Annotated in this window: 18 protein-coding genes; 3 read left to right on the forward strand and 15 right to left on the reverse strand. The window is 51.9% G+C overall.

What is annotated here, in order from left to right; translation table 11 throughout:
* Positions 1 to 25: 25 nt before the first annotated feature.
* The 9 genes from AC6I8A_RS22090 to AC6I8A_RS22130 form a co-directional block, all read right to left on the reverse strand.
* Entirely contained in the window at positions 26 to 1,579 is a 1,554-nt protein-coding gene (locus tag AC6I8A_RS22090) for a phage tail protein (protein WP_497819191.1), read from the reverse strand.
* 67 nt (positions 1,580 to 1,646) lie between these two features.
* Positions 1,647 to 2,222 (reverse strand): hypothetical protein, encoded by a 576-nt coding sequence (locus AC6I8A_RS22095; protein WP_497819192.1) that lies wholly within the window; start codon positions 2,220 to 2,222, stop codon positions 1,647 to 1,649.
* A 1-nt stretch (position 2,223) separates the two neighbouring features.
* On the reverse strand, positions 2,224 to 2,868 hold the full coding sequence (locus tag AC6I8A_RS22100) for a hypothetical protein (RefSeq protein ID WP_497819193.1): 645 nt from the start codon (positions 2,866 to 2,868) through the stop codon (positions 2,224 to 2,226).
* Position 2,869: 1 nt separating this feature from the next.
* Complete coding sequence (locus AC6I8A_RS22105) at positions 2,870 to 3,262, reverse strand: hypothetical protein (RefSeq protein ID WP_277976398.1); 393 nt, start codon at positions 3,260 to 3,262, stop codon at positions 2,870 to 2,872.
* Between the two features lie 46 nt (positions 3,263 to 3,308).
* Positions 3,309 to 4,448: a major capsid protein gene (locus AC6I8A_RS22110; protein ID WP_277976399.1), complete on the reverse strand. Its 1,140-nt coding sequence runs from the start codon at positions 4,446 to 4,448 to the stop codon at positions 3,309 to 3,311.
* A gap of 13 nt (positions 4,449 to 4,461) precedes the next feature.
* A complete protein-coding gene (locus AC6I8A_RS22115; RefSeq protein WP_277976400.1) occupies positions 4,462 to 5,214 on the reverse strand; it encodes a DUF6651 domain-containing protein in 753 nt (250 codons plus the stop codon).
* A gap of 104 nt (positions 5,215 to 5,318) precedes the next feature.
* Positions 5,319 to 6,659: a DUF4055 domain-containing protein gene (locus AC6I8A_RS22120; protein ID WP_497819194.1), complete on the reverse strand. Its 1,341-nt coding sequence runs from the start codon at positions 6,657 to 6,659 to the stop codon at positions 5,319 to 5,321.
* Between the two features lie 72 nt (positions 6,660 to 6,731).
* Positions 6,732 to 8,204, reverse strand: coding sequence for a phage terminase large subunit family protein (locus tag AC6I8A_RS22125; RefSeq protein WP_497819195.1), 1,473 nt, complete (start codon positions 8,202 to 8,204; stop codon positions 6,732 to 6,734).
* Positions 8,191 to 8,763 carry a terminase small subunit gene (locus AC6I8A_RS22130; protein WP_497819196.1) on the reverse strand — a complete coding sequence of 191 codons (573 nt, stop codon included), beginning with the start codon at positions 8,761 to 8,763 and terminating at the stop codon, positions 8,191 to 8,193. The genes AC6I8A_RS22125 and AC6I8A_RS22130 overlap by 14 nt, the downstream gene beginning before the upstream one ends.
* A 168-nt stretch (positions 8,764 to 8,931) precedes the next feature.
* On the opposite strand from AC6I8A_RS22130, the gene AC6I8A_RS22135 reads away from it, so the two are divergent.
* From AC6I8A_RS22135 to AC6I8A_RS22145, 3 genes are all read left to right on the forward strand, one after another.
* Positions 8,932 to 9,831: an EcsC family protein gene (locus tag AC6I8A_RS22135; protein WP_497819197.1), complete on the forward strand. Its 900-nt coding sequence runs from the start codon at positions 8,932 to 8,934 to the stop codon at positions 9,829 to 9,831.
* 97 nt (positions 9,832 to 9,928) lie between these two features.
* Positions 9,929 to 10,102 (forward strand): hypothetical protein, encoded by a 174-nt coding sequence (locus tag AC6I8A_RS22140; RefSeq protein ID WP_497819198.1) that lies wholly within the window; start codon positions 9,929 to 9,931, stop codon positions 10,100 to 10,102.
* Positions 10,103 to 10,232: 130 nt separating this feature from the next.
* Positions 10,233 to 10,403 carry a hypothetical protein gene (locus AC6I8A_RS22145; protein WP_154183786.1) on the forward strand — a complete coding sequence of 57 codons (171 nt, stop codon included), beginning with the start codon at positions 10,233 to 10,235 and terminating at the stop codon, positions 10,401 to 10,403.
* A gap of 35 nt (positions 10,404 to 10,438) precedes the next feature.
* Here AC6I8A_RS22145 and AC6I8A_RS22150 read toward each other — a convergent pair whose 3' ends face one another.
* The 6 genes from AC6I8A_RS22150 to AC6I8A_RS22175 form a co-directional block, all read right to left on the reverse strand.
* A complete protein-coding gene (locus AC6I8A_RS22150; protein ID WP_497819199.1) occupies positions 10,439 to 10,903 on the reverse strand; it encodes a lysis protein in 465 nt (154 codons plus the stop codon).
* On the reverse strand, positions 10,893 to 11,396 hold the full coding sequence (locus AC6I8A_RS22155) for a lysozyme (protein WP_497819200.1): 504 nt from the start codon (positions 11,394 to 11,396) through the stop codon (positions 10,893 to 10,895). Before AC6I8A_RS22155 ends, AC6I8A_RS22150 begins: the two co-directional genes overlap by 11 nt.
* 3 nt (positions 11,397 to 11,399) lie before the next feature.
* Complete coding sequence (locus tag AC6I8A_RS22160) at positions 11,400 to 11,642, reverse strand: phage holin (RefSeq protein WP_101761628.1); 243 nt, start codon at positions 11,640 to 11,642, stop codon at positions 11,400 to 11,402.
* A gap of 323 nt (positions 11,643 to 11,965) precedes the next feature.
* Entirely contained in the window at positions 11,966 to 12,667 is a 702-nt protein-coding gene (locus AC6I8A_RS22165) for an antitermination protein Q (RefSeq protein WP_497819201.1), read from the reverse strand.
* 66 nt (positions 12,668 to 12,733) lie between these two features.
* Entirely contained in the window at positions 12,734 to 13,018 is a 285-nt protein-coding gene (locus AC6I8A_RS22170; protein ID WP_277976408.1) for a hypothetical protein, read from the reverse strand.
* A gap of 74 nt (positions 13,019 to 13,092) precedes the next feature.
* Positions 13,093 to 13,689 (reverse strand): hypothetical protein, encoded by a 597-nt coding sequence (locus AC6I8A_RS22175; RefSeq protein ID WP_277976409.1) that lies wholly within the window; start codon positions 13,687 to 13,689, stop codon positions 13,093 to 13,095.
* Positions 13,690 to 13,873 lie beyond the last annotated feature (184 nt).

Consider the following 13,873-nt stretch of genomic DNA (forward strand, 5'->3'; position numbering starts at 1 on the left):
TCTCCGGATTAATAGCGCAGCGGCATTAGCGGTGTGAGTCGTTTGAGACGGAGATGGACACGCTGCCACCCCCTTCCATATTCACCAGGAAATAGCGCACCACATTCAGATATTTGACCTGCACATCGGCCATCATATAGCCCAGCGCAACGCGGGAATCCGGGTTGTTGGTCGCATCGAGGCGCACTGAGAAAGCCGGCCCGCCGTTCGGATCGCCGATCATCTTCAGCCCTTCCAGGTTTGACAGGAATGACTCCAGCGTGCTTTTCGTTTCCCGGCGCAAATCCACCGTCTGGTTGTCACCCACCACGCCACCAAAGCTTGCCGCAATCGTCAGCGACAGGAAGTTGGTCATGCGGGTGTAAGTGTCATCATTCTGGGTCGGGTTGGATGAGGTATTCCGCCCCGAGCGCATGCCAAAATAATGGCCGCCCGGACAGGGATTGGTAATGACATCAAGACGCGCTGAGTTAATCGCGCCGATTTCCGGTACAGAATAGGGACGCCCCGCCTGCTGGCGCTCCGTGGCAATGATGCCAGGGATACGCTTGTTCAGGGTAGAGATATGAGGTGATCGGGATGCAATATTCGCCGCTTCGAAGGTGGCTGGCGCAATCATGCGGTTTATACCGTTGGCGCTATCCTTCCAGAACGGCCAGTCACCAACAATCAGTTTCAGGTGCCAGTCATCCACACCAGAACCGTTAAGCGCTTCAGACAGGGTTTTGTAGTCGGTGGAAACACCGCCCTGGGTGATGATATATGCCCCTTCTGACTCCGCAAACGCAGCCATCGTAGGCCAGCAATTTTTATCCGTCACATCAATCAGGTTGATGACCTGCGAGTTCGTACCTCGCAAGGCAAACATGCCTTTACGAGGGGTATCAATACCGTCCTGACCAAGGAGAATTGTGTCATTAATTCCCGTTACGCCATCGGTACCGCCACTCAGGGTGACTTCAGTAGCCGGTGACGGCGTCGTCGCCTCTGACTCGGTGACTTTTGCCCTGACTAGCTGGCTGGGACCGCGAATATTCATCTGCCCGTGGTTCACCGCCTCTGCCATGGCTTTCCACATCGCATCCCCTTCACCTTTCAGGTTATCGAAGACCTCAGCACTGACACCCGGCAGGCTGATGGTGAGCTTTCGTGAACCGACGGCGGTACCGTTACTGATGCCTGCGCTGATCTGATTACCGCGCGTGCCGCTGTACAGTGCCGTAAGCAACAGTGAAGCCTTGCTCCCGTTATTAAAGAGCATGGCGCTGGCAGACGTATCCCGTCCGTTGGTAACGCGGACACAGTTCAGATTCGAGGCGCCGAGCTGCAGTGAGATCGCCGCAGCGGTGGATAAATCGTACTGGCGATTCCTGGGTGATCCCAGAAAAAAAGCCATGTCAGTATCGGAACTGATGCGGAATGCGCTGTTTACCGGTCCCCAGCTGGCCACGCCCACCAGCCCCAGTCCATCTGTGGGTACGCCATTTATATACCGTGTGCGGGGCGGCACGACCTGCACGTACAGATCGGGTGCCGTCAGTGCAGACGTGTTAAGGCTACCGGAAGGATAAATCGGCATGAGAATTACTCCGTAATAAATCAGTAATGCGGGTAGCGGGTTGAAGCTGATGCGAGAAAGGCAGGCATCAATGCCTGAGGTTGTGGCTATTTACGGTGACAGCAATCTCAGTCACCTCCGGCGCACTGATGGCCTGAGTTGTGGCGTAATTAACACTAAAAATCAGGTCTCGACGGTAAACGTGCCAGTTCTCAGCAGCATCCGAATCAAACTGTCGGGCATAAAACATCTGCGTCGGTGCACCGTCTCTAAGGTCAATGTGGCACTGTTCTGTCAGCGCAGTATCGATGACTGTACCGACGGTGTTTCTTAGCGGAGGCGTCGGTGCCCAGACTGTAATCTGAAAGTCTTTGATCTGACGTTTCAGCTCCCTGACCGCTTGTCCGGCAACGTCTCCAGATAACGCCATCCGTCGGAATGGCCTGCCCAGCGGCGTAGTCACTTTCCGTTCAGTGGGTAATGGCCAGACGGAAACATGCACAACGCCCGCGTCCATATCAGGCTGCAATGCACCAGGCACAGGCCAGCCGGGGTATATTTTGATGGGGGCTGTCACGATGCTTGATGCATTGACACCTGCGGGATACAGCACCTCAGCTATCCGTTTTGCGAGGTAATTTGAGACCTCATCAATACTGGCCATCTTAAGCAGTCAACCGCATTGCCGTCAGGCGCCAGCCCATCTCTGTCAGTTCGGTACCGCTAATGACATAGCGAAGGCCAGTATCATCTGTCACAAAATCCCCAGGATGAATATGCAGATCACCGAAGGCCGGCATCAGAATGTTGTACCACGCACTGCGTGTTTCACCGGGCAATTTTAACGGGCTGTGCTCACCATTTCGATTGTGCAGAATACTCGCAGGCCAGTCAGTCATGATAATTTTTTCATCCGCTGCAGACGTCCCTCCGTAATCCTGTAACCCTCCACTCGCCCTTGCCGCAGCGGTTCGTCGTAAGGTAATCAGCCGTTCTGCTTTCACACACAGGATGGGCTGCAACAGAGGCATGGCAGCCACATAAAATGTAGCCTCTTCATCTGAGGCCAGGATATCACCCGTTTTAAATCCGGTTGCATCAAAAATACCAATGCGGGCGGCCTGACCAAAACGCGCAGCGCGCATGTAGCCGTAATCAGTCGTGAAGGACGCCGCAAGCACCTGCAATGGTTCCGTTTTGAGCGGGCTGAACGGGTTCACTGCCCGGTAATGACGTGCGATGCTGCCAAGGCGTTTTGCTGCCTTGCCATTGCCCATGCTTACCCTGACTGAAAGCTGTAACGCATCCATATCAGCTCCTGACCAGTCGTGTAGTGCCATCACCCAGAGACGGGCCCGGAGTGATACCCAGCAATCCGCACAGCTGACGTCGCCACTGGTTGTATAAACGCGTGCGGTCTGACACCTCTGAGCGGTTGCGCTGCCAGACGGCAGCCTTATCCGTATCCAGATTGTCGGCCGCGCGGGCAATACCGCTCTCCAGCCCCGCCAGCGTAATGAGGTAGTTCGCCACAATTTTTTCCTCCTCATCCCGGAGAGTGTTCAGTCGATGCGCCAGAGTCTGAAAGCGCCCGGACGTCACCTGCGCATACGCCACATCTGAGCGATCGTCCGGAGAGGTATCACCCAGCATTGGATAACCCATGTACCGGCGCGCATCAGCCTGCTGTTGTGGAGTCAGCATGAGATACCTCATTAAGTGAATAGCTATCGAATATAGCAGTGAAGAACTAGCTTAAGAGCAGTGCGGTGTGTTCTGGTTTGATGTTCTGACAGCCCCATGCCGCGGCGATTTCATAACGAACACGGCGGTACTGTTTGTACATGGAGACTTCGAATGACATGTTGGTGCGCGGGTCAGTAATCATGATGCGGTCGTCAGCCATATCCCCCTCTTCAGGAAGAGCCGGGGCACGAGTGGCCAGGATGATCGCAGAACGGCTGAAGGCAAAATTGGCAATGAACTCACTCACAACGTCAAATTTCGCTCCAGCCTTCACATTTTCTCGCAGTCCGGGGGCATGAATATGGATGCCATCAGTTGAAACCTCCGCCACCACATATTTATGCTTCCCAAGAGGTATGAGAGAACCCGACTTAACAGCATCAAGATTTGGCGTCTTCCCCTCAACCTTAGCGAGTTTGATAAGTGTTTGCCCGGCAACAAGGTCGTTACCGACAGTCAACGTCCCTGATTTTACGCCTGTGTTCTGCGCCACACCTGCAGACTCGCGCAACGTGAAACCATGCAATTCGAGCAGTGTGCCCTGCGCACGCAGCGATGTGGTGCCCGCTTCGTTGGCTTTGGTCAGCTGCGCCATGGTGCGCAGTGCTGCACCTGCAGTCGTGTCGATAACACATTGCAGGTCACTGAGCGGTGCACCGTTATCGGTGAGAATTTTACGCACCTGTGCCGTGTCGGTCAGGGTGTCCTCAAACGGTGTTTTACCGGCTACACCAGCAGCACGGGATGCACGGCGGAAGAGCTGTCCTAGGTCGACTTCGATTTCATTGACCAGCGTACGCATAGCCTGCGTCACCTGGTCGCGACGAATGCCGTGGTAGCCTGGTCCCGATTTGATGCCTTTCTGTTGCTCGCCTTCCCAGCGGAACGGCACCATGCGGGATTTGGTGATGGTCAGCGGTACGTTATCAATAATTTGATCGCCGTTATCGGGTGGTAACTGGCCGGGCGTCACATCATCCGCTTTGGATGCAGGCGTCAGCGGAATACGGATCGGCTGGTTGAGTGCCGCACGTTCTGCCGATGCATCAAGCGTGACGGAGGGGATAAACCCTGCCAGTTCGCGCGATACAATATCGAGCGACTGATACAGGTCGGGAATAAGTTGCGTGAGGGTATTAGACATTCAGAGTGCCCTGTTAATCAGTAATCTGCACACCCGCGCACGCTCTTTCGCTCTGCTCCTGAGGGCTGAGTGTTTCGAACTGTTCACGGGTAAGCGTATTCGGGTTGGTGTTCCCATTGCCTCCACTGGAGCCGCCGCCTGATGCGCCGGTACCTTTGAGGATCTGGTCTTTGTAGGGATAGTGCTCGACGAGAATGCCCAGCGCTTCATCGAAGCCGGCTGCTTCGCCAGGCTTGATTGCACTGAAGATTTTGTTGCCTTCACGATCAAATGCCGTGACAGCGTCACCGTCTAACTGGAAGTTACTGCCAAAGCGGGCTTCCACGAGGTCAGCCGGGATACTCATCTTCTCGGCGATGAATTTAGAACGGGCAAAACTCCCACCGATTTTTTCCGCAGTGAGCTTTTCGCTCAGGTCATCGCGCTCTTTGACGATCGGGGCGTATTTCTCTTCTACTGCACGAACCGCTTCTGTACGCACCTTTTCGACTTCACCAGCATCCACCAGCGTTTTGTCTTCCAGGTTTTTTACGGTCTCCAGCGCCGCCAGAGCAGCGGCCGGATCAGTGATACCGTCGAACGTCTTAAGCGCGGTCTCCGCCGTCTCCGCACGTTCGCGGTGCGACTTCGCCTCGCCATTCAGGCGCGAGATGGTCTGCAGAGTGCCCGGCGCATCGAATACGATCTCTTTGCCGTCATCCTGCATGTACACAGGTTTACCATCGTTCACGACAACATTGCCGTTCTCATCGAGTTTAAGTTTCATACAGGTCATCCAACCGGGTAAGAGCCATCCGGCTCGTGGCGCCGAGCTGCATCCGCAGCGGTCGGCAATAAAAAAGCCCATGCGATTGCACAGGCCTGAGAGGGTTAAACCGGGTCTGGTACCGGCTTATCTTTATTGGGTGGCGCCATGGCGCGGATACGTAGTAGTTCATCCGTCCAGCGGAGTTCGCTGTTTATCAAACCACGGCGCTGAATTTCGTTGAACAGCGTTTCATCTGACAAAGCCCTGGCTTTATGCATGCCCACCAGGAAGTCTGCGGAAGCTTCAGCGAGAGTGGTGGCCCCAAAGTCGCAGAATATCGTGACGTGACCGCCGTCGTTTTCCCCGATCCATTCAGCCAGGTACTGCAGTGCCAGACGAGCGGCATCGGTCAGGTCACAGACCATACGCTGCAGAGCACTGGTACCCGCCTCGTTATCTGCCAGCGTCTGCACCACGGTTCTGTGGCCGGGTTTTATCACCAGCAGTTCCGCCCCTATCTGACGCATCTTCTCCTCAAGGTCGAGGATGTCCGTGCGTCCGGCTTCGATGGCTTTACCGCTGTGCTCGACATAGCGCAGGTCTGCATCGTCTTCTTCAGCCATGATGGCAGACGCCGCCCCAACAGATATCGGCCCATCGCCGAGTTTTTTACCGAAAAGGACCGGCACCCGCGCCACGTGCAGAATGGTCTGCTGGTCACTGCGGGACTGCCAGTGCTCGACATTGAGCCATGCAAGCTCAGTCAGCGGCGGCCTGCCGTGCATGAAACCTCGCTTATCGCCATACACCGGGACAAAGGTGATTTTTTGCAGGCTGGTTTTACCCTCATCGTGCAGCTGCCACTCCAGAGTACCGGTTATGGTATTGGGTTTTTCACGGTAAACACGCCAGCGGCCGGGATTCAGCACCCTGACCTGTTCAATGTTTTTAACAACAAATTCATTGTCCGGATCGCGCTCGCTCACCGTCTCGACAAAGCGCAGCATGGTGAAGGTCTCCTGACCATTGACTCGTTCGGAGTCGAAGTCCAGCAGGCTGTTGGCGGTCACCTTCACGAAATAAGGACGCAGCCCCCGGTGACGCTCCTCAGCCAGAGAAATGCGCTTATTCGAGGGCGGGTGCTCAACCAGAATGCCACACAGGCCATACGCCATCGCTTCTTCACAAATGTCAGCCAGAAACGAGTGCAGATTTGTACCCTGCAGGTCGATATCGGCGAACATTTCGCATATGCGGGCAGGCACAACTTTTTCATCCCAGGTCACCGGGCGGGAGAAGGGTTTGCCGCTGAGCACTTCAACGGTTCGGCTGAACGCCGGAAACAGCGTGGCCGTACTCAGGCGATTCTGATAGAACGCATCTTCTTCGTTGGGCCACCGTGGCAGATACGTTTTTCCTGCCTTACGCATTGCCGCCGTGCCACCCAGCAGTGCGCTGATCATGGGCCAGCATCCGGCCATCGACTCAATTCTGGGCGATCGCTTCCGGACGTCGTTGTTCATGATGATATTCAGTTATGCAGTGAATGGACGGACTGTTGTGCCTTTTGGCTGGAACAGCTCAGTAATGGCCCAGACCAGCGCATCAAGACGATCCGGTGATTTTTTAGCGGTGGCAGGTACGTACTCCAGCAGCTGATTCTCCAGCTGATAGAGATTGCCACGGTGCGCCACCCGCCCCTGTTCATATAGCGCCGAGATAGGTTCAGCGCGGGCAAATTTGCCCTTACTGGCATGGACGCGAATGATGCGCCCGCGATAGCCCGCATTACGCAGCGTATCTTCCGCCATGTCACCGCCCTGATTGGTTTCGATAACGATGGCTTCAGCCCGGTGCTCCTCATAAGCCCGGATGGCACGCTTCGCCCAGCCGTTAGGTGAGTATTTGCCCGAATAATCAGCATCAGCGGAGAACAGCCGGTCATTACCGCGCCCGTAACTGCTTGCCACGACAATGCCCGTTTCGTCACTCTCTTCGCTGTTGGTGGCCTGTGGGTCGATAGCCACAACGGTACGGGACGGCTGAAGCGCAATCTCCAGCGCTCGGGCACCCGACACCATGGTTTCTGTCCACAGTGCGCCTTCAGCATTAAACCGGCGCGGACGCTGCATGTACTGCGCTTCGGCAGTGCGGCGGTGTGAAAACAGGGAAACCCGGTGCGACTCGTTATGCTTATACGGCCATAGCCAGCCGTCAGGCAGGCCATGCTCAACCGGTATCGCGTGGGTGTTCTCAGGGTAAAGCGCGCTGTAAGACTGACTGTTATCGATAATCACCGGCAGATTCAGGTGATGCCACTCTTCACCGCTGCCACCCCGGAGCAGGTAGCCACTCAGGTCGTGATAGTGAATGCGCTGCATGATGACCACGATAGGCGTGGTCTCAACGGCCAGACGAGAGCGAATTGTTTCGTTGAAGCGTGTGTTCACCCCGTCACGGATGATTTCGCTGTAGGCGTCGTCAGGCTTAACTGCGTCATCAATTATGAGCGCGCCCTGCCAGCCAGGCTCCATATGTCCAGCACGAAAGCCTGTGACCTGTCCCGCCGCAGACGAGGCATACACCCCGCCACCGTATTCGGTCCACCACATCGCTTTGCTGTCAGCGTCATCGCGAAGAGCCATCGGCCACATGGCCTGATAGGCAGACGATTTAACGATGCTGCGCGTGGTCGATGAGTTCAGTAACGCCAGGTTGTGGGAATACGACAGGTGCATAAAGCGGGCACGGCGGTTCAATGCCAGACCCCGGCCCATCATGTTGATGGTGGCCAATTCGGTCTTGGTGTAGCCCGGTGGAACGTTGATGATTAGTCGCTGAATGTCACCATCAATCACGCGGTCCAGCGTCTGCTGTATGACCTGATGATGTTGTGCCACAATCATTCTGCTGCCGGCGCGCTGCCTGAAGAAGTAGCGGGCGAAGTACATCCCGTCCTCTTCACACTCTATACGGCGTGCAGCGGTCTTATAGTCAGCAGTCGTCATCCTCTAACATTTCCCGGCGTGCCTGCCGGTATTCCTCACGTGAGAGCAGCTTAACTTCAACGGAACCACCATCCTTGCCCGTCAGCGCGTGCGTGGCCTGCTCTCTGAAGGCCTGCACTGCGATGTGCTTACCCAGCAATTCAAGGTTCTTCACTTTATCCGGCCACTTGATTTTTTTTAGTATGTTTTCAGTGGTGGTTTCGTCGAAGTTAGTGATGGTCGTCAGCACATCCAGACCACTTAGTGTCGTACGCCAGACTTTTGGCCACTCATGAACAAGTTTGAGGCCACCGTCGTCTTTCAGGATGTCGAGTACGTCCATTTCATCGATCTGAACCAACCGCTGCAGTACGTAATCTGCATTTATCTCAACCCTTTCGTTTCGGGCTGTTTTAAGTTCTATGATGCGCTTCGCAATATCAGGTTTAGAGAGGTTTTCAGAACCCATGCGGCTTGCTGTTTTCTGGCTGTATCCTGCCCGAATGGCGGCCTGTGAAGCGTTTAGATCAACTAGGTACTCACGACAAAACATTTCTTGTTTAGGAGTTAAGGTCTTCAATTCAAACCTCAGATAATCGCCTCGCTCTTTGCAGAAACTGACTCGAATCGAACGAGGGGGCTACCACTAAATTTAGTAGTAAATAATCTGCAATCTCTTCCGATAAATATTCATTAAAGGCGTTAATTCATTCTGCTTTACAAACATGCGGACAACTCAGGGATTGCTATGAAAATTACGGCGTATGATCAGAAGGCACTTAAAGAGATTCATCAATGGAAAAACCCTCAGATAGGATGGTTTGATAAGGCTCTGAAGGTAATTAATGAACCTTTGAATGCCGCCGGCAATGCAGTTCTTTCAACGCCTCTAGTGGGTGAAGCAATCCAGAAATCGGTTAAAGGGCTTATTAGTGTCTGCAATGATGCGGCACAATGGTCTGTCAGGCCAGAAGCTATCCTTGAGGAATATCGCTCAGATGGACACGTCCACGTCAAATCTCTAAAAGACGTCTCCGGATTATCGCTGGAAGATGCTGACAAGACTGTCGGCTGGCTTGCTGCGAAGTATAAAAGCTTAGCTCTTGCTGAAGGTGCTGGCGCCGGTGCTGCAGGTATAGCTGGGATTGCAATTGATATCCCGACGCTAATTGCTCTAAACCTTCGAGCCATTGGTGAATATGCAACCTATTATGGATTTGATATTGAAAGGCAAGAGGAAAGACTTTTTGCTTTTAACATTCTTGCGCTTTCTTCATCGCCTGCAGATGCATCCAAAAATGTGGCGATGGCTCAACTTGTAAAAATCTCACAGCAAGTCGCCAAAAAACAAACCTGGAAGCAGCTTGAGCAACATGCATTCGTAAAAATAATCCAGCAAATTGCCAGCAGTCTGGGAGTCAAGATCACAAAAGCAAAATTGGCGCAAATTATACCTGTAGCCGGTGCCGTTGTTGGCGGCGGATTTAATGCCTACTTCACCTCAAATGTCTGCGAAGCTGCATATTATCTCTATAGAGAGCGTTTCTTAGCTGAACAATATGGCCCTTCAGTCATTGACCAAAGTGTCGAACCTGCCACCACCTTCGAACCAGACCTACCAGATGCAATGGAAGGCGAGTTAATGTGAAAGGAGCTTAGGTAATCCTCAAATCGATCAGGTACTCTCGACAAAACATCTCTTGTTTGTCGGTGAGTGCCGTATTTATAACTAAGGAGAGGAATTAATGAGTACATCTGGTGATCTAAACGCAATTCTGAATCAACTTTTAACTGACAATCTATATCTTAAGCTTTTGCTATTGGCTGTTTTGCGTGACAAGTCTGTTGATGAGCTAAATGGCTACATCCTGCAAGCCGAGTTAAGAACCAATCACGCCGTCAATAATCACAAAGACTAAGAGGGAGCCAAAAATGTTCAGGCTGCTGGTAATTCAGCAATTGACACGCTTAGGACGCTGATAGCAGAGAAAAGTGCAAGCCTCTAGAGTTGACATGTATCACTACCCTTTATCTAAAAAGGAAATAGTAATGAAATGGCTCGTTGAAGTAATTGAACTGATGAAAAATGCCCGTTACGAAGTCATTTACTATGATGAAGAAGGGATTCGAATTGGCGGATTTGATTTCGAAGCTTCATCAATGGATGAAGCAGAGCAATTAATCAGAGAGGCGAACCTCAAAGCCAAAAAAGATCAGTGAAATGTTGCCGCATAGAAATATGCGGTTTTCACAGATTATTTCACACACTGATCATGCACATACGCCTGCAGGCCCGTCAGTTGTTTGGTGATTTTTTCGATTCGCTCTCTGAGGGTGAAATAATCCCGTTCAGCGGAGTCAGTAAGTCTGGGGCTGGTTGCATCATCCATGCTGGCGGGGGAGGTGCTTCGCTTCGGCATACCCGATGTGTAGAACTGCAACCTACGCCTGCCAGTGGCAACATCATGCTGGAGATTATCAATAGTCGCCTGAGCACTGGCCAACTCCCTAGTGTATTTCGCATCAATCTCAGCAACATCGCGCTGCCGTCTCTGAATATCGTTAATGGTTTCATTAGCTGAGGTTAACTGCCCTTTTAATTTATCGCGCTGGGCCTGATAGGTTATGGCATTGCTGCGGTAATAAATGGCTATTGAGCCTGCCGCCAGTACGCTGCTTAAGGCAATCGATGTGATAAATACACCGGAATTAAAAGTCATCTGCACCACCCGCCAGGCAGAGAGAACGCTCCATATCGCGTCGGTTCATCAGGCCTTTCCACTTCATGCCTCCGGCGTATACCCAGCGGCGTAATTCATTGCACGCTCCATTGTAATCGCCTGCATTGAGCTTTTTCAGAAGGGTGGATTTTGAGAAGGCTTCAGTACCGACGTTATAGGTGAAACTGTACAGTGCTGCCCGTTGGTACTCGTTTAGCGGCACGCTTACCAGGTCATCAACCGTTCGCCTGACTGGCTGCATGTCATTCCACGTCAGGCGTTCGCATTCGCGATCGGTGTACCTTTTACCTCTGATAATATCGGCACCTGTATGCCCGTCGCAAACCGTAAGGACGCCAGTTACATCAAGATAAGGCTCGTAAACCCGCCCCTCAATACCTGTTCTGCCACTGAGCAATACGGTGGCAATCATCAGCGCCCCGCCGCCAGCAGCAGCAATCAGTTTTCGACGCAGTGCTTGTGGTATGGCCAAGGTTTATTCCTCGCGCGGATCTTTATCGCAAGATTTATGATGTAAGGCCTCAATCTGTGCGAGGGCAACTTTTCGCTTATAAAACCAGTTAATCATTAGTGTGAGGAGTGCAAGTGCGATCCCGGTCAGCACGCCAAAGGCACTCCATTCATCCGGGCTGAGCCAGGTCAGAATGCCATTGGATACCAGCCCTGCCGAAGTACTGTAAGCAGCGCCAGAGGTAAGCCTGTCCATTGTGAAAGTCATGAGCCCTAACTCGTTAAGGTGAGGCGCAGATACACCAGGAAAATGAATATCGCCTCAGGCCATATCATTTACTGGATGCAGAAAGCAAAAAGCCCCGCTTTCAAGCGAGGCTCTGTTCGTGAATGCCATGAGGAAATTGGCATCGAGAGTAGTTGTGCAGAGTATTATGATGAAAACGAAGGCGTGATTAAAAGATTGTCAGGCACACTACCGTATCCTGCGTAGTTTTCTGAAGGGCAATACCCCACGGTTGGGCGCAAGATACCACATAAAATGGAAATGTAAATAGTGAGCTATATAATCGCCAGAAAACATATCGCTTACTACTTAGTGATTTGTTTCAGTTGCTTCTCCGCCCATGATTCTTCCGTCAGTAGTTTGGTTACGAGACTTTCATAGAATGATTTGACGCTTTTGTGCCATGTATCCAGCGATATTTCGGTAGTGATGTGACTAATAATGCCAAAAATATGGGTCGAAGGGATCCGGCTAAACCCTCGCCCACTACAACGCTTGCAGGGCTGATAAACGGGTACACCTCGGAGCTTTGACTCGCGGCGGTTAACGGCTTCGCCACGGCCCTTACAGGATGGACAGGCAGCGCGAACTTTCCGTTTACCCTTGCAGCACGGGCACAGGCCATTATCAAGAATGCCTTTTCCACGACAGACAGGACATTGATTCTCAGTGGCAGCACTGCGTGCAAACTCCATGAAAGCACACACCGACATGTGGTTAATGACAGATGTTCTGACTGCCGGCGTCAGCTTATTGAGCGCAGGAATATGTTGCGCCTGCTCCCGCGCATAAATACTCAGAAGGCTCACCGCACGCAGCGATTCAGTTTTGCTCAGATTCATTTTTCCTGCAAAGGCTGCATAGCCCAGCGCCGCACGGTGCTGCAGCATGCCTGCTGCAGCCATCACATCACTGGTGGTTAGCGATGAGCATGAGCCTTTCAACGGCACATTTCCATGCGTTACAGATTTTGGGTTGTGAAATTTGATCAGGTGTTCGAGATTCATGTTGACTCCGTTGCACTGCATCAGGAATGAAGTGATACAGGCAACGGACTGTAGCGATGGAGACGTTCACTTTTCTGAATTCGGTGAAACGATGCAAAGCGGTTTGTGGATAAACGCCCGCTTGCAGACAACCCTGGGTAACTCCTTTCGGTCCCTGCCAGTCACGTTCATCCAGATATCTATCAGTGCTTCACCCGTATGATGGCGAGGGCTTGCGCCTTGCTTCCAGCCGATGAGTGTTGAGGTAGCGACATCCAGTTCGTAAGCAATGGTCTGAAGCGAGAACCCGGCCCTGCTGATGTCGCAAAGCACTTTGAACCAGTCTGTTTTATAAATGTTGACTAAAGGCACGATGCTCTCCTGAACACGCATAATTTCTGATGAAAACATTAACCGGAAATCGTGGATGTATTGGTCACGTTGTCTTACATCCTGGTCAGGTCCTTTAGGCTTTTCAGGCCGAGTTTGTTAGCGCAGTTTTTTCTGTGCTGGTATATGGTTTTGACATTTACGTTTAACAGGACAGACTGGGCAGGAGCTTTAACACCCTTGATGTAACCATCGATAATTGAGAGTTCGCGCAACGACAGGCAGCATGCGTGATCGTTTCTTATTCGGCCATTCAATGCATCCACGAGTGCAACTCTGAGGCTGTTTACCTGCATAGATGAATACAGGATGCAATCAGCGTGAGCTACCCTGCTGATAAGCCGTTTTTTTCCGTCACACACATAACTCTCATCATTGATATAAATCAAAATCCGCCCATGCGTTTTTCTTTGCAGAAAGAGAAATGTATTAAACCATTCCGGAAAGAATATGTTCGCTGAAATGCACACGATAGCGCTAAAACTGACATCTTCGCGAAAACAGGCCTGCCTTCTGTAGAAATCACGTTCATCCCGGACATAAACAGCATGCGTCGAGTACAGATAGCTCAGGTCATCAATAAGACTGAATAAACCAAATGTTTCAATATTTCGCTCACCGAGCACAAGAAGGTAACCGTTTTTACTGAGCATTATAATATCTTCCCTAACCTGTCGAATCGAAGAGCTTATTTATACTGTCTTGGAATTATGATGAGAACATGATAATACCATTCAATCAATACTTCATGAGACTGCCTGACCGATTGTTACATCCTGACGCAACACTCATAAAATAATTTAACAACTTTAAATTCATGCTCTTGCAAAAACACAC

The sequence above is a fragment of the Pantoea sp. X-Soil-ISGK-275 genome, assembly GCF_059730795.1.